Here is a 20,558-nt window from a genome sequence, read left to right on the forward strand (position 1 = left end):
TGGATTGTTATGCCACAGCCAGGCGCAGCAGAGCCGGGGCCCGGTTGCACGCTGGCATCTGAAATTCTTGGGTATCCGTGCTCGCCCGGGCGTGTTGGCCTCGCTGGCGTTTACTCCCCATCCAGCCCTCGGATCGGCTTGATGGTGCCCCACTGCCGGCAGGAAGGGCATTGCCAGAACAGCGAATGGGTGGCAAAGCCGCACTGACGGCACTTGTGGGTCGACTTGATCTTGATCTGCTCACCGACCAACTGTTGCAGCAGCTCCAGGCTCTCCTTGGCAGGCCCCTCCTCGGCACTGGCCAACTGGAAACCGACCAGCTGATAGAAGCCCTTCATGGAGGGGTGGCGACGCAGTTGGCGCAGCACCAGGGCCCGGGCCTGGCTCAACCCATCGCGGGCCTCCACCAGATTGGCCAGCGCCAGGGTCACGCTGACCCCCGCATGATCCTCTACCGCTTTTTCAAGCAGCGGGATCAGCTCCTGGCTGCGACCAAGCTGGCGATAGCATTCGAGCAGTTTCGGCATGGCTTCGGAGGCAAAGTCGATATCCTGCTCGAACACCCGCAGGAGCTCCTTGGCCGCATCCTCGAACCTGCCCTCCTCCATCGCCAGATCCGCCAGCCGCAAGCTGGCGCGGGCACAGGCCGGGTGGGCACCGAGCGCACGCTTGAGCTTGGTGATGCCCGCAGGCTTGTCGCCATCGCGCAAGGCACTCTCCGCCTGTTCGCAATAGAAGTGGGAAATGGGCTCGGCCAGCTTCTTGCCCTGGAACTTCTGCAGACGCACCGCCACGGCGATGGCATTGTCCCAGTCACGCAACTGCTGATGAATGATCAGGAGCTGTGCCAGAGCCGTCTCTTCGAAATCGCTGTCATCACACAGCTCTTTCCAGAGTGCTTCGGCCCGATCGAGCAATCCGGCAGCCAGAAAGTCACGGGCCAGCTCCTGCAAGGCAAGCTGACGCTGCTCACGGGTCAGCTGACGGGCGACCAGGTTCTGGTGGATCTTGATGGCGCGATCGACCTCGCCCCGTTGACGGAACAGGTTGCCGAGGGAGAGGTGGGTTTCGATGGTTTCGCTGTCGACTTCCAGCAGCTGGATAAAGAGATCCACCGCCTTGTCCGACTCGTCAGAGAGCAAATAGTTGAGGCCCGCCACGTACTGGCGGGAAAACTGGTTACTCTGTTGCTGGGTGTCCTGGCGAACACTCCTGCGGCCCATGTACCAGCCATAACCGGCGGCGATGGGCAACAGCAGGAAAAGCAGTTCAAGCATCGAGGGACATTATTCCTTGGTTGTCGACCGGGCAAGCTCCAACTCGCGAGATTGACGACGCATGGTTCGGTTCAGGGTGCGATTTTGCAGTTTGAGACGCAGGAACAGCAGACCAAATACCAGCCAGCCCAGCAGAAAACCGCCGGCGAAGAAGAACCCCAGCAACATGGAGAGCGAGAACTCCCCCTGGGCAATCAGGTAGTTGAACTGCACCAGCTGACCATTTTGAGAACCGATGGCAAGGGTCAGGACAAACACCAGCACCAGTGGAATGAGGGCCAAGATACGCTTCATGGGAGCTCCCTGTCTGTAGCGAATGAGTGACTGATTATCCTTAAAATCACAGGCAGACTCTAGCGCGAATGGGAAAAGAGTGTGAGAAACCCGACAACGGGCAGACTCCAGGCCATAAAAATGAAAAAGGCATACTCAGGTATGCCGTTTTCTGCATTATTCGATGATGTTGACGCGTTCGCGCAACTCTTTGCCAGGTTTGAAGTGCGGGACATATTTCCCGGTCAGTTCAACCTTGTCCCCGGTCTTGGGGTTGCGACCCACGCGGGGCGCACGATAGTGCAGCGAGAAACTGCCAAATCCTCGGATTTCAATCCGGTCGCCGTTTTGCAAGGTCGATGCCATCTGCTCAAGGATCTCCTTGATTGCGGCTTCGACATCCTTGGCCGGCATATGCATGCGGCTGGCTGCCAGTTGTTCGATGAGATCTGATTTGGTCATAAGGTTAAATCTCCTTCCCCGATCACATGCAATAATCATTTTGCCAAGATAAAAAAGGGCGGCGCAATGCCGCCCTTTTCTTGCATCAAGGATTACTCACCCTTGGCGGCTTTGAACGCTTCCATCATGGCATTGCTGAACACAACTTCTTCTTGTTGGTTCAGGCTGTCGATGGCAACACGCTCGTCAGCCTCGTCCTTGGCACGGACAGACAGGCTCACGGTGCGGTTCTTGCGATCAACGCCCATGAATTTGGCTTCAACTTCGTCACCAACAGACAGCACCAGAGTGGCGTCTTCTACGCGGTCACGAGCAGCGTCGGAGGCACGCAGGTAGCCTTCTACGCCGTCAGCCAGTTCGATCACGGCACCCTTGGCATCAACCTCGGTAACCTTGCCCTTCACAATAGCACCTTTCTTGTTGTCAGACAGGTACTTATTGAACGGGTCTTCTTCGATCTGCTTGACGCCCAGGGAGATGCGCTCACGCTCCGGGTCCACTTGCAGAACAACGGCTTCGATCTCGTCGCCCTTCTTGAATTCACGCACGGCTTCTTCGCCCTGGTTGTTCCAGGAGATGTCAGACAGGTGAACCAGGCCGTCGATGCCGCCATCCAGACCGATGAAGATACCGAAGTCAGTGATGGACTTGATCTTGCCGGAAACACGGTCGCCCTTGGCGTGAGTTTCGGCAAACAGCTGCCACGGGTTGGATTTGCACTGCTTCAGACCCAGGGAGATACGACGACGCTCTTCGTCGATGTCCAGAACCATCACGTCAACCACGTCGCCAACGTTGACAACCTTGGACGGGTGGATGTTCTTGTTGGTCCAATCCATCTCGGATACGTGTACCAGGCCTTCAACGCCTTCTTCGATTTCAACGAAGCAGCCGTAGTCGGTCAGGTTGGTCACGCGGCCAGACAGACGGGTGGTCTCCGGGTAACGCTTGGCGATAGCAACCCAGGGATCTTCGCCCAGCTGCTTCAGGCCCAGGGATACACGGGTACGCTCGCGGTCGAACTTCAGAACCTTGACAGCGATTTCGTCGCCAACGTTGACGATTTCGGAAGGATGCTTAACGCGCTTCCACGCCATGTCGGTGATGTGCAGCAGGCCGTCAACACCGCCCAGATCTACGAATGCACCGTAGTCGGTCAGGTTCTTGACGATACCCTTAACTTCTTGACCTTCTTGCAGGTTGGCCAGCAGGCTTTCACGCTCGGAGGTGTTCTCGGTCTCGATCACGGCACGACGGGAAACCACAACGTTGTTGCGCTTCTGGTCCAGCTTGATGACTTTGAACTCGAGTTCTTTGTTTTCCAGGTGAGCGGTGTCACGGATCGGACGCACGTCAACCAGAGAACCCGGCAGGAAGGCACGGATGCCGTTCAGTTCAACGGTGAAACCACCCTTGACCTTGCCGTTGATGATACCGATAACGGTAGCTTGCTCTTCGTAAGCTTTTTCAAGCTGCAGCCAGGCTTCGTGGCGCTTGGCTTTTTCGCGGGACAGCTTGGTTTCGCCGAAACCATCTTCGATAGAGTCCAGAGCCACGTCAACGGAGTCACCTACGTTGATTTCCAGCTCGCCCATGGCGTTCTTGAATTCTTCAGCCGGGATAGCAGACTCGGATTTCAGACCGGCATCAACCAGTACGAAACCGTTCTCGATAGCAACGACAGTGCCCTTGACGATGGAACCTTGACGGGTTTCAACGGCGTTCAGGGACTCTTCAAAGAGTTGAGCAAAAGATTCGATCATTGTTTATGTCACAAATGAAACATCCACTTGCAATCCGGCACAAGCGGGGTTGTTTTAAATTATCTGCGCCATCCTTGGTGCAGACGACTGACATCAGTTTGCGCTGACATCACCAAGTTGTTGCTCTGCATAGGCAAGCACCGTTGCCAGCACTTCATCTATGGTCATGGACGTTGAGTCTACAACAAGAGCATCTTCCGCGGGTTTCAGGGGAGCGACGGCGCGATTTCTGTCGCGATCGTCACGTTCCCGAATCTCGGTTAAAAGACGCTCAAAGTTAACATCAAAGCCCTTATCTTGCAACTGCTTATAGCGGCGCTGGGCCCGCTCCTCGGCGCTGGCGTCGAGGAAAATCTTCACATCCGCCTCGGGGAAAACCACTGTACCCATGTCGCGACCGTCGGCGATGAGACCGGGGGCTTGGCGAAATGCTCGCTGACGGCGCAGCAGGGCTTCACGTACCCGGGGAAACGCCGCGATTTTGCTGGCCGCGTTGCCCACTTCTTCAGTACGAATGGTGCGGGAAACATCCTCCCCTTCGAGGATCACCTTGACCAGCTCCCCTTCTACCTGGAATTGCACATCCAGATTGGCGGCCAGGGGAACCAATGCGGCTTCGGAATCGAGCTCCACATCGTGATGCAGGGCTGCCAGGGAGAGCACCCGGTAGATGGCACCGGAATCGAGCAGGTGCCAGCCCAGTTTTTCAGCCAGCAACTGGCACAAGGTGCCTTTTCCTGCTCCACTTGGGCCATCAATAGTCATCACGGGGGCCATCTGAGCCATAACGTTTCTCCTGCGCACTCGGCATCTTGACTGGTTGCACACATCCCTGTCGGGATGGGTTAATGGGCGCCGATTATACCCGAATGCGCCGTCGCTGGCAGTTGTCAGGGCACACAATTGCGCAAAAGTCGTCGTGATTGCACCTATTCTGACCAATCGGGTTAACCCACTTCTCACGCAAGGTTTTGTTCTTATGGTTGTTCCGAACAATGCGCGCTAAACTGGCCGCCCTTTTTTAAGCAGCTGTAGTCAGGAGCAACCATATGAGCAGCGTTACCCTCGTGGCCAAATCCAAGTTGCCGACCCCCTGGGGCACTTTCACGCTGGTTGGTTTTCAGGAAACCGGCACGGGCAAGGATCATGCCGCGCTGGTGATGGGCGATATCGCAGACGGCGAACCCGTGCTGGGACGCATTCATTCCGAGTGTCTGACCGGGGATGCCCTGTTCAGTCTGCGTTGTGACTGCGGCTTCCAATTGCAGGCCGCGCTGGAAAACATCGCCAAGGCGGGCCGCGGCGTCCTGCTGTATGTCCGTCAGGAAGGGCGAGGCATCGGCTTGCTCAACAAGATCCGGGCCTATCATCTGCAGGATCAGGGGGCCGATACCGTGGAGGCCAACGTGGCGCTTGGCTTTGCCGCCGACATGCGCGACTACACCATCTGTGCCGACATGCTCAAGGCGCTCGAGGTCAAGTCCCTGCGCCTGATGACCAACAACCCGCGCAAGTTGAAGGCGATGGAATCCTTTGGCATCCCGGTGGCGGAGCGCGTGCCCCTTCAGGAAGGTCGCAATCCCCACAACGAGTTTTATCTCTCCACCAAGGCAAACAAGCTGGATCACCTGTTCAAGAAGTAAGGTTGCATCCACCTTGTCAGCATACGCCTCCAGATTGGAGGCGTTTTTATTGGTGATACCACTCAATCATTGAGTATCTGTAGCGCAATGGTGAGAAACATCCCCTTGTGCCAGCAAAAAATCCCGCAATGCCCGGTTCGCCATGGAGAGCGGATCCCCCCGTCGCCAGGCTACGCAGAGATCCAGGAAGATGGGGGGTGAAAAAGGGATGCCGGTGAGGGCCGACTCCTCTTCCAGCGCCATGCGCAGGAAGGTGGTCACGGCGAATCCCTGACGCACCACCGCCTTGAGCAGCGGGATGAGATTGCTTTCGAACGCGATGTCAGGCTCTACCCCCAGCCCCTGCGCCAACACCTCCATGTGTTCCCTGTGGTAGAAGCCTCGCCGGAACATGGCGAGCTCCTGGCCGAAGAACTGTGGCAGCGAGACCGACTCAGCGCCACGCAGGGGGTGCTCCTCCCCCACCACCATCAGCATCTCTTCCCGCAGCAGCTGCGCCCCCTCGAGGGCCGGTGGCAGATCGCTGGTGATGAGGATGGCGAGATCCAGACTGCCATCCACCATGCGGCTGAGCAGCTCCCGGGTGCCCGCCTCCTCCACCCGGATCTTCAAACCGGGGTAGCGATGCTTGAACGCCATCAGGATTGGCGGGAAATAATAGGATCCCATCATGTAGGGGATGCCGATGCGCACCTCCCCCCGCTCCAGCCCCTTGAGCTCGGCCATCTCGGCCTCGGCCTGGTGCATCTGGCGCAGCAGCCGTTCGGCGTGGCGACAGAGGACCTCTCCCTCCGGGGTGAGGCGCACGCTGCGGTCCTGCCGGTCAAACAGCCGCAGATCGAGCTGCTGCTCCAGCTTGGCGATGGCCATGCTGACGGCAGGCTGGGCCACGTTCAGCCCCTGGGCCGCCCTGGTGAAGGAGCCGGCATCGCGCACCGCCAGCAGGTATCCGAGCTGTTTCAGGTCCATATCAATTTCATTTATCAGAGTGATAACTTAAATATATTATATTTATACGTTTCGTCGCACTACCCTGCACAAAAGTCGTCGGGACAACTCCATATGATCGAAGTAGGCAGTCGCGAATGGATACGCGCCACCCTGGCCCTCAGCCTGGGTTCCTTCCTGGTATTCCTCAATCTCTACCAGACCCATCCCCTGCTGCCGCTCCTGGCAGAGGTCTTCTCCGTCAGCGCCCTGTCCGCCAGCTGGACGCTGGCAGGCTGCACCGCAGGGCTTGCAGGCTCCCTGCTCGTCTGTGCCCGTCTGGCTGATCGGTTCGGACGGCGGCGGATCATGCTGTGGACCCTGGCGGCCGCCATCCTGCTCTCCCTGTGCATCCCCTGGGTCACCCACTTTGATGTGCTGGTGAGCCTGCGCATCCTGCAAGGCGTCCTGCTGGCAGGGCTGCCCGCCACCGCCATTGCCTACATGGGGGAAGAGTTCAGCAAACGTGCCCTGATCGTAGCCGTCGGCGTCTATATCGCGGCCAACTCCCTGGGGGGCATCGCGGGCCGGGTGGTCGGCGGTCTGCTGGCTGGCTGGTTTGGTGACTGGCAGCACACCTTCCTCGGTATCGGGATCATCAGCCTCGCCCTGCTGCCACTGGTCATCTGGCTGCTGCCCGCCCAGCGCTGCTTCGTGGCCGTGGAGGCAGCGTCTGGGCAACTGCGCCGCGCCATCCAGAGTCACCTTGGCAACCCCTTGCTGGTGGGGGCCTATCTCATCGGCGGCCTCAACTTCATGGTCTTCCTGAACCAGTACAGCTATCTCACCTTCCTGCTGGCCAAGGCCCCCTTCTCCCTGCCGACCCAGTGGCTCGGCATGCTGTTTCTGACCTACCTCACCGGTACCGTCGCCTCTTCACTGAGCGGCCGCGGGGCCCATCGCTGGGGAGCACAACGTCTGCTGCTGGCGGGAATAACCTTGATGGCACTCGGCAGCCTGGCCCTGTTGCAGGGGAGCCTTGTCGCCATCATCGGGGGATTGCTTGTCTCGAGCTTCGGCTTCTTCCTGGCCCACGCCTGTGCCAGCGCCTGGGTCGGCCAGCACGTGGAGCACAACCGGGCGCTCGCCTCGTCGCTCTATCTGGTGGGGTACTACCTGGGAGCCAGTCTGGGCGGGCTTTATCTGCATCCCTTCTGGGAGCAAGGGGGGCTATGGGGTCTGGTGCTCGGCATCGAGCTGGTGTTGATGATCACCGCCGGGTTGAGCCTCTGGCTCGGTCACTTGAAAGGACGTGTGGCGCCCGCTTGTGCGTTGACGCCACAGGATCAGGCTCCCGTCAACGGGTCCTTCCCTCACAGACCGTCATAATAGTCCGCCGGTACCGGCACCACGGCGCCGGTGCAGAGCTCTTCGTCGATCACCTCCTCAAGCGGGCGCAGATGAAACTTGATCTGCCCGGAGGGCAGCATCAATCCTATATCCGGATTGCGTCCGTCATCGATGTTGCCGGTCTTGAAGGGGACATCCGGATGCGTCGTCACCAAGGTCGTGAGCGAGGGCACCACCAGCTCGATATGTTCGAGCCCGGCCTGATGGCTTCGACCCGCCTTGGGGGCGGCCAGTTCGATGCAGGGGACGGTCACCTGCTCCCAGCAGACAGGCTGGTGCAAGCGATAGGTGGCGATGGGACGACCGCCTATCATCCCCTCCACCAGCAAGACTCCGTGGGCGGCCAGCACCGCTTTCAACTCCAGATATTCCGGCAGGGTGGCGGCGCGGTAGCAGAGGTGATCCACCACGGGGGAGTCCTTGACTCCCATGACGGCATGCATTTCCGTGAGCAGTTGGCAAACAAATGGGGCCATGGGCCCCAGTGTGGAATCCAGTGGATGTGACATGATCACCATTTCTTCTTGGGTTGGAACAGGACGTCCAGTTCGTCCGTCTCTTTGTCCTTGATGTTTTGCAGCTCCTTCTCGCTGTGCTGCTGCAGGTGTTCTTCCAGCTGGCGCATCCCCTGACGCATGTCCTCTTCCCGCGCCAGCAGGTAGGGATCCTTGTCGGTGACATTGGCCAGCGCCCCCAGTCCCTTGGTGTAGAGCTGGCGGCAGGTGCCGTACTGCCCCTGGATCTGGGCATCCATGGCCCGCTTGAGCAGGTTGGCGATGTTGATCTTGAGCTGCATCAGCTCGAGGCGGCGATCCTCCTGGGCAAAGCCCTGAGGATCTATCTTGCCCTTGTTGTGCTCGACCCGCAGCACGGCCCGCATCTTCTTGGCCAGTTGCAGCATCTGGATGGCCTGGCGGTCGGACTCCGGCGTCTTGAAATGCCCCTCGTCCTGGCTGCTGTAGTTCTCCTGCACGTTCTTGATCTGGAGCTGGACGTCGGCGATGCGCTGCTTGACCTGCGCATTGGGCATCACCAGCGCGATGGCGCGGTAGGCATCCAGGATGCGATGTTGCAACAGCAGCACCATGTTTTTGGAAAAGGGCACCAGGTTGACGTTCAGCAACACCTCTTCAGTCTCGTCTGCCACCGCCTTGTGACGGGCAATGGCCTGGCGCTTGTCCGATTCGGCCTTCTGCTTGTATTGCTGCACCACGTTATAGGCGATGACCAGAAACAGGAGTGCGCCGATTGACAGCAATATCAGGGTTAAAATCATAGGGTGTTCACACTCCAGTCCCAATCCAATTGCGAGATCCTACAACAGCTTAGCCTCATAGGGTAGCGCCCAGATCCCGTATTGCCTCACAAGAACGCTCCCAGGCGGTGACCGCATCCGGTGCGTCTTGCTCCATATCGCCCGCCGCCCCCATTACTTGAGGCAAAAACCCTTCGACTGCAGGAATCCCAGCATGAAGGGCCTCGCCTCCTTGCCCAGGATCCCCCTGATCTGCCCGCTCCAGGTCTGATCCTTGTTGTTGCTGCTGCGGGCCTGGTAGTAGTCGTGGATCTGCCCGTCGTACCGGGCCAGCAGGGCGCGGTCCAGGGTGGCAGGATAGCGGTTCTCGTGCACCACCAGCGCCCGGGGCAGCCGCGGTTTTTGCTCCGGCCGCTGGGCGGGATGACCCAGGCAAAGGCCAAACAGCGGGATCACCTGATGGGGCAGACCCAGCACCTCGCTCACCTTGGCCGGGTTGTTGCGAATGCCGCCGATATAGACCCCGCCCAGCCCAAGTGACTGGGCCGCCAGCAAGGCATTTTGCGCCATCAGGGCACCGTCGATGGCCCCGATCATGAGCTGCTCCACAAAGCCGGTGCGGGCCTCCGGCACTATCTGGCTGTGACGATGGTAGTCGGCGCAAAACACCAGAAACTCCGCCGCCTCGACCACATAGGCCTGATGACCGGCCAGCTCCGCCAGGGTGGCCCGCAGCCCCTTGTCAGTGACCCGGATGATGCTGTTGGCCTGGAGGAAGCTGGAGCTCGCGGCGCTCTGGGCGGCGCTCAGGATCTGATCCAGCTGCTCTGCGCTGACGGGCTCTGGGGTGAACTGGCGAATGGAGCGATGGGAAAGAATGAGATCGATGGTCGGGTTCATGGTACCTCCGGGATGAAGGTCACACTCTACCCAAAAAAAGCGGGGGGCCCAAGGCCCCCCGTCACCCTCAAGGGGCAGGATAGACATAGGGGGCCTGCAACCCAAGCGGGAACCCCAGCGCCCAGTAGATCAGCAGGAAGCCCGTCCAGCTCACCAGGAAGGCCAGGGAGTAAGGCAGCATCATGGAGACCAGGGTGCCGATGCCTGTGCTCTTCACATACTGCTGGCAATAGACCACCACCAGGGGGAAAAAGACCATCAGCGGGGTGATGATGTTGGAGGCGGAATCCCCCACCCGATACGCGGCCTGAGTCAGCTCGGGCGAGATCCCCACCGCCATCAGCATGGGCACCAGAATGGGGCTGATGAGGGCCCACTTGGCGGAGGCCGAGCCCACCACCAGGTTGACGGTGGCCGTCAGCAGTATGATGCCGACGATGGTCACCTCTCCCGGCAGCGCCAGGGCGTGAAGCACCTCGGCACCGGAGAGCGCCAGCAGGGTACCGAGGTTGGAATCCCCGAACGCCTTGATGAAGAGGGCGCAGAAGAAGGCCATCACCATGTAGGAGCCCATCTTGTTCATGGTGGCCGACATGGCGTCGATCACATCCTTGCCGCTCTTGAAACTGCCAGCGACAAAGCCATAGACGATCCCGGGCAGGATGAAGAGCAGGAAAATGAGGGGCACGATGGACTTCATCACCGGTGCGGCGAAAGTGGTGAGGGAACCGTCCGGTGCCCGCATCGGCGAGTCGCCGGGGGCCAGCGCCAGCCCCAGCAGCACCACGGCCGCCAGCATGGCGAACCCGGCCCAGTTGAAGGCCCGGCTTTCCTGGGCGCTGTAACGGCCCATCTCGTCGGCGCTCTCCAGATCCTCGTTGAGGGGCACTTGCTTGAGGCGCGGCTCGACAATCTTCTCGGTGACAAACCAGCCCACGCAGATGATCAGCAAGGAAGAAGCGCCGGTGAAGATGATATTGCACAGGGTGTTGACCATGTAGTCAGGGTCGAACAACTGGGCTGCAGACTGCGTGAACCCCTGAAGCAGCGCATCGCCGCCGGAGGGCAGGAAGTTGGCGGCAAACCCGCCGGAAACCCCGGCAAAGGCTGCGGCAATCCCCGCCAGCGGGTGGCGACCCGCCGCATGGAAGATGATGCCGCCAATGGGGATCACCAGCACATAGCCCGCATCGGCGGCGGTATGGCTGACGATGGCCACCAGGATCAGCATGGGGGTCAGAAAGCGCGCCGGCGTCACCTTGAGCAGCTTCTTGAGCCCGGTGTTGATGAAGCCGGACTGTTCAGCCACCCCGACCCCCAGCATGGCCACCAGCACGATGCCAAGGGGAGCAAACCCGGTGAACGTGGTGACCATGCTGGCGAGAAAGTCCGCCAGCCCTGCCCCGGTCAACAGGTTGTTGATGACCACGGCCTCTCCGGTGCGGGGATTGACCAGATCGAAGGAGAACTGGGAGCCTATCCAAGAGCCGACCCAGACGATCAGCAAGGCATAGAGGAAGAGCATGGCGGGATCCGGCAGCTTGTTGCCCGCCTTCTCGACCCCGTTCAGAAAGCGGTTCAACCAGCCGTTGGGAGGGGCCGGACGCTCGTTCACTGCAGCTTGACTCATTATGGTGATACTCCATTACCAAGGAATGAGCGCGCATACTAGCGATAACGTCTAATGGATCCCATGATATGAGACAAAAATTCGATTAATTATGTTTAATTTGGCATCTCGCACTTCATAAATGGGAGATGCCGCACATTTATCGACAACTTGCTCAATGGTTTGCGAGGGGGTAGCGACCCAGTCGGCACTGTACAGCGAACCCCGCCGCCGCCACCTCTTCCGGGGTCATGGGACGGCTGAACAGGAACCCCTGGAAGACATGGCAACCCTGGGTCTGCAGGGCCGCGAGCTCGTGCTCCTCCTCCACCCCTTCCGCCAGGATCCCGAGCCCCAGACTGGTGGCCATGGCCACCGTCGCCCGGATCACCGGCAGGTTGAGTCCCACCACGAAGGAGCGGTCCAGCTTGATGGTGTCGATGGGCAACCGGTTGAGGTAGGCCAGGGAGGAGTAGCCCGTCCCGAAGTCGTCGATGGCGATCTTGATCCCCTGCTCGCTCAGGGCGTCGAGGATCTCGATGCACCCCTTCATGTCGAGCATCAGCACCGTCTCGGTCAGCTCCAGGGTCAGCAGCGCCGCCTCCACCGAGAATACCTCGAGCAGTTGGGCCACCAGCTCCGGCAAACTGGCAGAGAGCTGGAAGCCCGAGAGATTGACTGACACCGGCACCCTCACCCCGTCCTGTCGCTGCCACTCCCCCATCTGGGCCAATGCGGTGGAAAGCACCCAGCTTCCGATTTCCCGGATGAGCCCCATCTCTTCGGCCAGCGGAATGAACTCCGCCGGCGACACATGGCCAAGCACGGGATTGTACCAGCGTACCAGGGCCTCGAAACCGATGACCCGACCTTGCGCCACATCCACCTGGGGCTGATAGCGCAGGCTGAGCTCCCCCCGACCGACGGCCTTGGCCAGAAACTGCTTCAGGGTCAGCTTGCGATGCAGGCTTTGCTGCATGCTGGGGGTGAAGCGCTGCCAGCGAAGCCGCCCCATCTGCTTGGCCTGGTACATGGCCATGTCGGCACGGGTGATGAGGTTGTCGCCGTCATCCGCGTCGTCCGGGTAGATGGCGATGCCGATGCTGCCGCCGATGGTGACCTCGGGGACACCACTCAGCTGCAGTGGCTTGCTCATCTGGGAGAGCATGAGATCCGCCACCTCCTGGGCCCGATCGCTCGCCTGGTTGAGGGGCACCAGGGCGGTGAACTCGTCCCCGCCAAGGCGCGCCAGCTCCACGTCCCGCGGGCAGATCTGCTTTAGCCGTCCGGCGACCCGCTCCAGCAGGCGATCCCCTGCCTTGTGGCCGTAGTTGTCATTGACCAGCTTGAAGTTGTCCAGATCCATGAACACCAGGGCAAAGCGCCCCCCGAGGCCGCAATAGGCTTCCAGGGATTTCATCAGGCCGTAGCGGTTGAGCAGCCCGGTGAGGGAGTCGTGCCAGGCCAGGTGGCGATGCTCCAGCTCTTCGAGCTTGCGATCCGTGATGTCCCGCATGGTCAGCAGGATCCGTGCCCCCTGCTGGATATGGCGAAACTGGTACTGGAACCAGCGCATCCCTTTCTGGGTGCGACACTCCCCTTCGGCCACCACTTCGTCCAGACGGGAGAGGCGACGATAGAAGGCCTCGTCCGCACCGGAGAAGATCTGGGGCAGCGTCAGAATGCCGGTGCCAAAGCACATGTCGAAGTGATGGTTGCCGCTCTCGAGGCGCCCCTCGTTGTCAAAGAGACAGGCCAGGGTGTCGCCGGTGGCGAGGGAGGACTCCTGATAGAGGGTGTCGGCATCGATGACCGCTTCCGCCATCATCATCTGCCTTCCGGCAAGCTGGATCCCGGAAAGACGCAGATAGACCTGCTTCTTGACCCCCTTGGGCGAGAGGGTCCACCACTCGTTGTAACTGCGCTCCTGCTGGAAATCGCCGAGATAGCGCTGCAGCAGCAGATCGATGGCGGCGGCCATGTCGGCGGAGAAATCCCGGGACTTCAGCTCGGCCAGGGAGCTCGCCTCCCAGAGCCCGAGGGCAGCATCGTTGGCCCAGTAAATATGATGACGCTGGATGTCATAGACCCAGACCGGCGTGTGGAGGACATCCATCACGGTGAGCAGGCGTTCGTCTAGCGTATTCATGTTGAGTGATGATTCATGCTGAAAGCTCATGGTCGAACCAGTCGCTTGCGCCCCCTGACAGGAGCATTCACGCTGGTACAAAATCCGTTCCGGCCCATAATCGGATAACAAACGGATGAAAAAAGGCCGAAATCATATGAAAACGCTACATGTGATCCCCATGGTACGAAGAAATGGACTCACACTGGTATTGTTGGGCATGGTGATAACCATTGCTATGATTTTTATACTTTTTTTTCTTCGTGAACAACTACTAATCCCCGCCATTTCCCTCCTCCTGGCGGGACTGATGACAATTCTTGTCGGGGTCTGGAAACTGGGTGAGCCTCATTTTAGTCTCTCTTTGTGTCAGGACTGCCTGCAATACCATCACAAGTACGGCGGCTGGATCCTGAAATGGAGAAATATTCAGCGAATTGACCAACCACGTATCCATTTGGGGTGGGATCTGGTGGAGCTGCCCTACATCGGTTTGAAAATAAAGGATTACGACGCTTTTTTGACGCTGATCACACCCCGGCTCGCCGTCCGTCTGCTGACCGAGCAGCGCGCCGTGCTGATGCAGGCCATGCGAAGCGAGCGCTCCGACTGCCCGACCGGAGGGTGCGGCAGTGGGCTCCTGGGAGAGGGACTGCTGGAGGAGAGCCGCTTCTGCTCACCCTCCGGCCAGCGCTATGAGGGGGTGATCGCCATGCTCGGCAACCGCATGGCACGGCTGCGTGATCTGTTGGGGTACGATCTGCTGGTGCCCGACAACAGCCTGGACAGATCCCCTGAAGATTTCGTCCATCTGCTCCAGCAATACCAGCGCGAGTCGAATCTAATCCAGATCAATTAAACGCCGGATTGCGCTTGCCAAGCCCGGTGACTCTTCATAAGGTCACTGGCTTGTTACAGCCAGAACACCCCCTAAAACCGCTTATGAAGTACATCGAAGAGTTCTATCTGTTCGTCAAGGTGGTGCAAGAGGGCGGTTTCTCCCACGCCGCCGCTGCGCTGGGCATGCCGACCGGCACCATCAGTCGACGTATCTCCCAACTGGAAGAGCAGCTCGGATGCAGCCTGCTGCACAGATCCACCCGCAAGCTGCGTCTCACGGACGAAGGGCTGCGCTATTACGAGCGCCTCTGTACCCCCCTTGCGGAAATAGAGCAGGCCACCGGCGAAATTCGGGGTGAGGAGACGGACATCAGCGGCCTCATCCGCCTCGCGGCCCCCATCGCCCTCTCCAACACCATCCTGGTCGACATGCTGGTGGACTTCGGCCTGCGCTATCCCGGGGTACAATTCGACATCCGCCAGTCCAACGACCATGCCCTCCAGGCGGATCAGGACAGGGACCTGGTCTTTTTCAACGGCGAGCTCCCCCAGACCCTGCCCAACGCCCTCTGTCTGGGTCACATCCAGTACGGTCTGTTCGCCTCCCCCCTCTATCTGGAGAAGATGGGTGTGCCCTCCCACCCGACCCAGCTGGAAGAGCACGATCTCATCTACTGCTGGCCCCACCAGCACTGGCAACTGAGCGGGCGGGACGAACAGACGATCTGCATCAAGCGCACTCCCCGCCTTTGCATCGACCAGACCCAGGCCGCCGTACGGGCAGCCCAGCGCCACCTCGGCATCGTCAACGCCCCGCAGCACTATGTGCACCCCTTCCTGCAAGATGGTCAGCTCGTCCCCGTCCTGCCGGACTGGCAGTCGGGAAAACGTCCCTTCTACATGCTCCATTGTCAGCCCCGGTTCACCCCGTTGCGTGTTAAGATGTTCGCCGATTTCGTCGAGAAGCACTCCGAGCGCTATCGTACCCGCCAGCAGAACGATCAATTTTCACCGGCGCAGCCGCTGCCCGTTGCATCTGACGGCTGATGACCCACACTTAGCGCAATCCTCGTTGCACAGGTCGGCTAACACTATGAATGTATTGATATGTGATGACTCCGGGTTCGCGCGCAAACAGCTGGTGCGCGCCCTGCCCGCCGATTGGGGTGTCACCTTGCACCAGGCCGCGGACGGACTGGAAGGGGTCGAGCAGATCCTGATGGGGCACGGGGACCTGATCTTTCTCGATCTCACCATGCCGGAGATGGACGGTTATGGCGTGCTCGAGACCCTCAAGCGAGAGGGGGTGCGCAGCAAGGTGATCGTGGTTTCCGGCGACATCCAGCCGGAAGCCCATGAGCGTGTCATGGCTCTTGGCGCCCTCGATTTCATCAAGAAGCCGGCTTCCCCGGACACCCTCCTTGCCTTGCTCAAGCGCCACGGTCTGTGGCAATCAGCCACCCAGGTGACGGCCATCCAGCCCCAGCCCGTCGCCAGCCACCAGGCTGCCCAGAGCAGCATCCAGTTCACCCCCGAGCTGCGGGATGTCTATCAGGAGCTGGCCAACGTCGCCATGGGCCAGGGGGCGGATCTTCTGGCCCGCCTGCTCGGCGCCTTCGTGCTGCTCCCCATCCCCAACGTCAACGTGCTGGAGGTCTCCGAGCTGCACATGGCGCTCTCGGCCGCCGCCGAGTCGGAGACGCTCTCTGCGGTCTGCCAGGGCTTCATCGGGGCCGGGATCGCCGGGGAGGCCCTGCTGCTGTTCCACGATGCCAGCTTCCAGGACCTGGCCCGCCTGATGAACCATCAGGGGGAGCTGGATCACGGCGCCGAGCTGGAACTGCTGATGGACACCGCCAACGTGCTGATCGGTGCCTTCCTGCGCGGCTACGCCAACCAGCTCGACACCCCTTTTAGCCAGGGTCACCCCGTGGTGCTGGGCCAGCACAGGCCCATTCAGGATCTCATTCGGACCAACCAGAGCCGCTGGCGCCGCACTCTGGCCATCGAGATCAACTATCGGGTGCAGGGCTATGCGGTACAGTGCGATCTCTTGCTGCTGTTTACCGAAGATTCCATCGCCACCATGAACAACAAGATCATGCACATGCTCTGACCGCCCCGCGGCAACAACCACCAGGAGTGACCATGGACATTCGGGAGTTTCATTGGCTGATGAACATCGTCCAGAATCTGGACGTGGGGCTGGTCGTGCTCGACAGGGAGTACCGGATCCAGGTGTGGAACGGCTTCATGGAGAGTCACAGCGGCCGGCTGGCAGGCGAAGTGCGCGATCAGGGGCTGTTCTCGCTCTTCCCCGATGTGGACAAGACCTGGTTCGAGCGCAAGGCCAACATGGTGTTCAAGCTCAACAACCGTGCCTTCAGCACCTGGGAGCAGCGCCCCTACCTGTTGCGCTTCTCCAACTACCGCCCCATCACGGGATCGGCCCCCTACATGTACCAGAACCTGACCCTGGTGCCGCTGGCCGACTTCGCCGGAGAGGTCACCCACCTGGCCATCATGATCTATGACGCCACCGACGAGGCCATGCTGATCACCGGCCAGCGCCAGGGATGACCGACCCGGCCATGACAATAAGGGCGCCCGATGGCGCCCTTATTGTTGCGATAGGAAATGGCGTCAGCCACTCAGGTACTCGGTGAAGGCGTCGATCACCTCGTCGATGTCATCGTCGGTGATCTGCAGGTGGGTCACCAGCCTGAGCTCCCCGTAGCCGGAGAAGAGAATACCGCGCTCCTTCATGAAACCCAGCAAGGTGGCGGGATCCCCCTGGGTCAGGCGCAGGAATACCATGTTGGTCTGCACCTCACCCATGTTGAGTGTGATGCCTGGCAACGCGGCCAGCCCCTCTGCCAGACGCCTGGCGCGGCGATGATCATCCGCCAGCCGGGCAACATGCTGATCCAGCGCGAACAGGGCGGCCTGGGCCAGGATCCCTCCCTGGCGCATGCCGCCCCCCAGCATCTTGCGCAGCCGTCTGGCGCGGGCGATGAACGCAGCCGATCCCACCAGCAGGGAACCCACCGGTGCCCCCAGTCCCTTGGAGAGGCAGACAGAGATGCTGTCAAAAGGCGCCGCGATGGCGGCCACCGGCTCCCCGCTTGCCACCACCGCATTGAAGAGGCGAGCCCCGTCCAGGTGCAGCTTCAGCCCCTTCTCGTCGACGAATTCGCGCATGGCGCGCAGGTAGGTCAATGGCAGCACCTTGCCGTTATGGGTATTTTCCAGGCAGACGAGGCGCGTCTGGACGAAATGGGGATCATCGGGAGCGATGGCCCCCCGCACATCCTCGATGGCCAGAGTGCCGTCCGCCTGCATGGGGACGGATTGCAGGGCCACCGAGCCCAGCACGGCAGAGCCCTGGGCCTCATAGCGATAGATGTGGGAGGCCGCCCCCAGCACGGCCCCTTCCCCACGCTGGCAGTGACTCATCATGGCCAGCAGGTTGGACATGGTGCCGGAGGGCACGAACAGGGCCGCCTCCTTGCCAAGCAGTTCGGCGCCGTGGCGCTCCAGCGCATTGATGCTGGGATCTTCCCCATAGACATCGTCTCCCACCTCGGCATGCAGCATGCTCTGGCGCATGGCTTCCGTGGGTTGGGTCACGGTATCACTTCGTAAATCGATATAGCGCATGTCATCCTCCTGATGCAGGACGATGACATTAACCAGCCGACACCCAGCTGGCAAGAAACGGCAAGCGGGAATGTGAGCCCGGCGGCTCACCAGGGCAGCGACTGACCCTGCAGATCCACGAAACGGCCCGAGTGCGCGGGCGTCAGTGTGGCCATCAGATCCAGCAGGCGGACGGCGACCTCGGCGGGATCCTGCAGCAGGGCGGGATCCATCTCCTGAAGAAAAGGTTGCTGCATGGGGGTATTCATGAGGCCGGGATGCACGGTGATGACACCGGCGCCGGGAAAACGTCCGGCCCACTCACCCGCCAGGATCCGGGATCCCATGTTGAGGGCGGCCTTGCTCATGCGGTAGCTGTAATGGCACATGGCCTCCTGGCCCCCCTCCTCCAGACATCCCGCCCGATCCGAGAGGGTGCAGAGCCAGAGCGTGCTCTGGGGCATCATGCGCCGGCTGAGGTTGGCACCAAGGGCCAGGTGGGGCCAGGCATTGGCCAGCAGACTCTCTTCGAGCCATTGGGGGGTCACCTCCTCCACCCGCCGCTCCGGCATGTGGGCAAGATCATGAAGCAGGCCTATGGTGTTGATCACCACCGTCGGCAGTGTGGTGCTGTCATAGAGGGTGAAGAGGGCCTCAAAAGAGAGCGAGTCCACCTCCTGCAGCGGAAAGTAGCAGGCGGGATCCAGCCCCCTGGGCAGTTGCCTGCCCGCCAGCAACCACTCTTCGCCCCGTCTGGCCAGCTCCCGTGCCAGCGCACTGCCCAACCCGCCACTGCCCAGGATCAGATAGCTCATCTGCGTGTCCTTGGATTTGATCACTGCTTAGAGGGTATCAGAAGAATGGCGGACTGCCGGGAGCACCCGTCAGGCTCAGGCCTCGGCCAGATGGCGCCCAAACTCCCGCGCCCGGGCCAGGTCCAGAAAACCGTCCGCCTGCTTGTGGCTGCGCAGGAACTGGTAATAGGCGAGCAGGGTCACCAGTTGCTCCTCGTCCGGCATGGGCTTTCCCGGACGGGTCTCCTGCACCAGCGCCCCCGCCGCCGCCAGCGCGTCCCTGTCCACCACCTCGGCCTGACGATAGAGATACCCGCAACCGGTGGCGAGCCACTCCAGCGAGCAGTTGGCCCCCATGGCAATCTGGTTCGCCTTGCCAAGGCCGGGCTCGGCCCCTTTCAGATACTTGCGGATCAGGGCTTCACTCAACCCCACCTTGCGGGCAAAAGCGCTCACGCTCCCCTCCCCGATCAGGCTTTGAAGCCTGGCGGCAAATCCTTCCATCACCCCTTCTCCTCTCACTGACACCGTGATCTTGACCCGTTGGAGTCAGAACCATAGTTCGAATTCGCGAAGGGGGCATTATTGCCTTGTCCGCCGAAAGAGACCAAGATGCTGGCACATGATTTTGCCCCTTTCTTTTCGCATTTTTATCTCCAGAGGAGTCACCATGTCCGTATCCCGTCTGGCCCTGCATGAGCAAGGCCCCACCTTCTCCCGCCTCATCATGGGCTACTGGCGCCTGATGGAGTGGCAGCTTTCCCCCGCCGCCCTGCTGGACCTGATGAAATATCACCTTGATCTCGGGGTCACCACCATCGATCACGCCGACATCTACGGTGGCTACCAGTGCGAGGAGGCCTTCGGCCATGCCCTGCGCCTGGAGCCCTCCCTGCGCGATCGCATGGAGATCGTCAGCAAGTGCGGCATCGCCCTCACCGCCAATCCGGCCCACGCCCTGAATCACTACAACACCGGCAAGGGACACATCGTCGCCAGTGCCGAAGCCTCCTTGCAAAAGCTCGGCACCGATCATCTGGATCTGTTGCTGATCCATCGCCCCGACCCCTTGATGAACGCCGACGAGGTGGCCGACGCCTTCATCACCCTCAAGCAGGCAGGCAAGATCAAGCACGCCGGGGTCTCCAACTTCACGCCCCACCAGTTCGCCCTGCTGCAATCCCGCCTGCCCTTCCCCCTGGTCACCAACCAGCTGGAGATCTCCCCGCTCCATCAGGAGGGGACGCTTGATGGTGCCCTGGATCAATGCCAGCAACTGCGCATCAAGCCCATGGCCTGGTCCTGCCTTGGTGGCGGGCGGCTGTTCCATGCCCCCGAATATGCCCCGCTGCGGGCGGAACTCGAGCAGATCCGCCAGGAGCTGGGGGCCCAGACCATGGAACAGGTGGTCTACGCCTGGGTGATGATGCTGCCGAGTCAGCCGCTGCCCCTCATCGGCTCCGGCAAACGGGAGCGGATCGCCGCCGCCGTGGCAGCCGAGTCCATTGAGCTCACTCGCCAGCAGTGGTTCCGTATCCGCAAGGCCGCTCTGGGTTATGACGTTCCCTGAGTCTGCACCAGACCCTGAAAACAAAAACGGCATGGAGGATTCCATGCCGTTTTCCGTTATCGAGACGA

At 60.7% G+C, this 20,558-nt stretch carries 21 protein-coding genes; 7 read left to right on the plus strand and 14 right to left on the minus strand.

The genetic code is table 11. The features are described from left to right. Positions 1-110 precede the first annotated feature (110 nt). The 5 genes from lapB to cmk form a co-directional block, all read right to left on the minus strand. On the minus strand, positions 111-1,277 hold the full coding sequence (gene lapB, locus AB7E19_RS07005; protein WP_069651372.1) for a lipopolysaccharide assembly protein LapB: 1,167 nt from the start codon (positions 1,275-1,277) through the stop codon (positions 111-113). Positions 1,278-1,286: 9 nt separating this feature from the next. After that, on the minus strand, positions 1,287-1,571 hold the full coding sequence (locus AB7E19_RS07010; RefSeq protein ID WP_010675000.1) for a LapA family protein: 285 nt from the start codon (positions 1,569-1,571) through the stop codon (positions 1,287-1,289). A 156-nt stretch (positions 1,572-1,727) separates the two neighbouring features. After that, on the minus strand, positions 1,728-2,012 hold the full coding sequence (gene ihfB / locus AB7E19_RS07015) for an integration host factor subunit beta (RefSeq protein ID WP_005299934.1): 285 nt from the start codon (positions 2,010-2,012) through the stop codon (positions 1,728-1,730). Positions 2,013-2,104: 92 nt separating this feature from the next. Then, on the minus strand, positions 2,105-3,775 hold the full coding sequence (gene rpsA, locus AB7E19_RS07020; RefSeq protein ID WP_010675001.1) for a 30S ribosomal protein S1: 1,671 nt from the start codon (positions 3,773-3,775) through the stop codon (positions 2,105-2,107). Between the two features lie 93 nt (positions 3,776-3,868). Beyond that, positions 3,869-4,561 carry a (d)CMP kinase gene (cmk, locus tag AB7E19_RS07025; RefSeq protein WP_041215039.1) on the minus strand — a complete coding sequence of 231 codons (693 nt, stop codon included), beginning with the start codon at positions 4,559-4,561 and terminating at the stop codon, positions 3,869-3,871. 263 nt (positions 4,562-4,824) lie between these two features. On the opposite strand from cmk, the gene ribA reads away from it, so the two are divergent. Next, positions 4,825-5,418 (plus strand): GTP cyclohydrolase II, encoded by a 594-nt coding sequence (gene ribA, locus AB7E19_RS07030; protein ID WP_010675003.1) that lies wholly within the window; start codon positions 4,825-4,827, stop codon positions 5,416-5,418. A 66-nt stretch (positions 5,419-5,484) separates the two neighbouring features. On the opposite strand, the gene AB7E19_RS07035 is transcribed toward ribA, so the two are convergent. Then, on the minus strand, positions 5,485-6,387 hold the full coding sequence (locus AB7E19_RS07035; RefSeq protein ID WP_069651373.1) for a LysR family transcriptional regulator: 903 nt from the start codon (positions 6,385-6,387) through the stop codon (positions 5,485-5,487). Between the two features lie 93 nt (positions 6,388-6,480). On the opposite strand from AB7E19_RS07035, the gene AB7E19_RS07040 reads away from it, so the two are divergent. Next, complete coding sequence (locus AB7E19_RS07040) at positions 6,481-7,734, plus strand: MFS transporter (RefSeq protein WP_427934803.1); 1,254 nt, start codon at positions 6,481-6,483, stop codon at positions 7,732-7,734. Here the strand turns inward: AB7E19_RS07040 and AB7E19_RS07045 are convergent. The 5 genes from AB7E19_RS07045 to AB7E19_RS07065 all read right to left on the minus strand — a co-directional run bounded on the left by AB7E19_RS07045 (position 7,719) and on the right by AB7E19_RS07065 (position 13,635). Continuing rightward, the gene (locus AB7E19_RS07045) at positions 7,719-8,273 is read right to left on the minus strand and encodes a VOC family protein (protein ID WP_010675006.1); all 555 of its coding nucleotides are present in this window, start codon (positions 8,271-8,273) and stop codon (positions 7,719-7,721) included. The genes AB7E19_RS07040 and AB7E19_RS07045 overlap by 16 nt on opposite strands. Continuing rightward, the gene (locus AB7E19_RS07050; RefSeq protein WP_010675007.1) at positions 8,267-9,031 is read right to left on the minus strand and encodes a hypothetical protein; all 765 of its coding nucleotides are present in this window, start codon (positions 9,029-9,031) and stop codon (positions 8,267-8,269) included. The genes AB7E19_RS07045 and AB7E19_RS07050 overlap by 7 nt, the downstream gene beginning before the upstream one ends. Positions 9,032-9,184: 153 nt before the next feature. Beyond that, the gene (gene nfsA, locus AB7E19_RS07055) at positions 9,185-9,910 is read right to left on the minus strand and encodes an oxygen-insensitive NADPH nitroreductase (RefSeq protein WP_052816461.1); all 726 of its coding nucleotides are present in this window, start codon (positions 9,908-9,910) and stop codon (positions 9,185-9,187) included. A gap of 67 nt (positions 9,911-9,977) precedes the next feature. Beyond that, entirely contained in the window at positions 9,978-11,540 is a 1,563-nt protein-coding gene (locus AB7E19_RS07060) for an AbgT family transporter (RefSeq protein WP_042880686.1), read from the minus strand. A gap of 154 nt (positions 11,541-11,694) precedes the next feature. Next, positions 11,695-13,635 carry a putative bifunctional diguanylate cyclase/phosphodiesterase gene (locus tag AB7E19_RS07065; RefSeq protein ID WP_029314665.1) on the minus strand — a complete coding sequence of 647 codons (1,941 nt, stop codon included), beginning with the start codon at positions 13,633-13,635 and terminating at the stop codon, positions 11,695-11,697. A 322-nt stretch (positions 13,636-13,957) separates the two neighbouring features. Between AB7E19_RS07065 and AB7E19_RS07070 the strand changes: the two genes are divergently transcribed. From AB7E19_RS07070 to AB7E19_RS07085, 4 genes are all read left to right on the plus strand, one after another. Further along, a complete protein-coding gene (locus tag AB7E19_RS07070; protein ID WP_223918117.1) occupies positions 13,958-14,506 on the plus strand; it encodes a DUF2982 domain-containing protein in 549 nt (182 codons plus the stop codon). A gap of 83 nt (positions 14,507-14,589) precedes the next feature. Further along, on the plus strand, positions 14,590-15,534 hold the full coding sequence (locus tag AB7E19_RS07075; protein WP_113978772.1) for a LysR family transcriptional regulator: 945 nt from the start codon (positions 14,590-14,592) through the stop codon (positions 15,532-15,534). A gap of 46 nt (positions 15,535-15,580) precedes the next feature. Next, complete coding sequence (locus tag AB7E19_RS07080; protein WP_041211557.1) at positions 15,581-16,603, plus strand: response regulator; 1,023 nt, start codon at positions 15,581-15,583, stop codon at positions 16,601-16,603. Between the two features lie 32 nt (positions 16,604-16,635). Then, positions 16,636-17,067 (plus strand): PAS domain-containing protein, encoded by a 432-nt coding sequence (locus AB7E19_RS07085; RefSeq protein ID WP_010675014.1) that lies wholly within the window; start codon positions 16,636-16,638, stop codon positions 17,065-17,067. A gap of 63 nt (positions 17,068-17,130) precedes the next feature. Here the strand turns inward: AB7E19_RS07085 and ltaE are convergent, their stop codons facing one another. The 3 genes from ltaE to AB7E19_RS07100 all read right to left on the minus strand — a co-directional run bounded on the left by ltaE (position 17,131) and on the right by AB7E19_RS07100 (position 19,424). Continuing rightward, complete coding sequence (gene ltaE, locus AB7E19_RS07090) at positions 17,131-18,147, minus strand: low-specificity L-threonine aldolase (protein ID WP_427934808.1); 1,017 nt, start codon at positions 18,145-18,147, stop codon at positions 17,131-17,133. An 86-nt stretch (positions 18,148-18,233) separates the two neighbouring features. Next, positions 18,234-18,941, minus strand: a complete 708-nt coding sequence (locus tag AB7E19_RS07095) for a short-chain dehydrogenase (protein WP_427934810.1) — start codon at positions 18,939-18,941, stop codon at positions 18,234-18,236. 75 nt (positions 18,942-19,016) lie between these two features. Continuing rightward, the gene (locus tag AB7E19_RS07100; RefSeq protein WP_039038703.1) at positions 19,017-19,424 is read right to left on the minus strand and encodes a transcriptional regulator; all 408 of its coding nucleotides are present in this window, start codon (positions 19,422-19,424) and stop codon (positions 19,017-19,019) included. Positions 19,425-19,590: 166 nt separating this feature from the next. On the opposite strand from AB7E19_RS07100, the gene AB7E19_RS07105 reads away from it, so the two are divergent. Then, complete coding sequence (locus AB7E19_RS07105) at positions 19,591-20,490, plus strand: aldo/keto reductase (protein ID WP_069785141.1); 900 nt, start codon at positions 19,591-19,593, stop codon at positions 20,488-20,490. Positions 20,491-20,558: the final 68 nt, after the last annotated feature.

Origin of the sequence: Aeromonas sp. (assembly GCF_050252055.1) — a bacterium.
Classification (GTDB): domain Bacteria; phylum Pseudomonadota; class Gammaproteobacteria; order Enterobacterales; family Aeromonadaceae; genus Aeromonas; species Aeromonas caviae.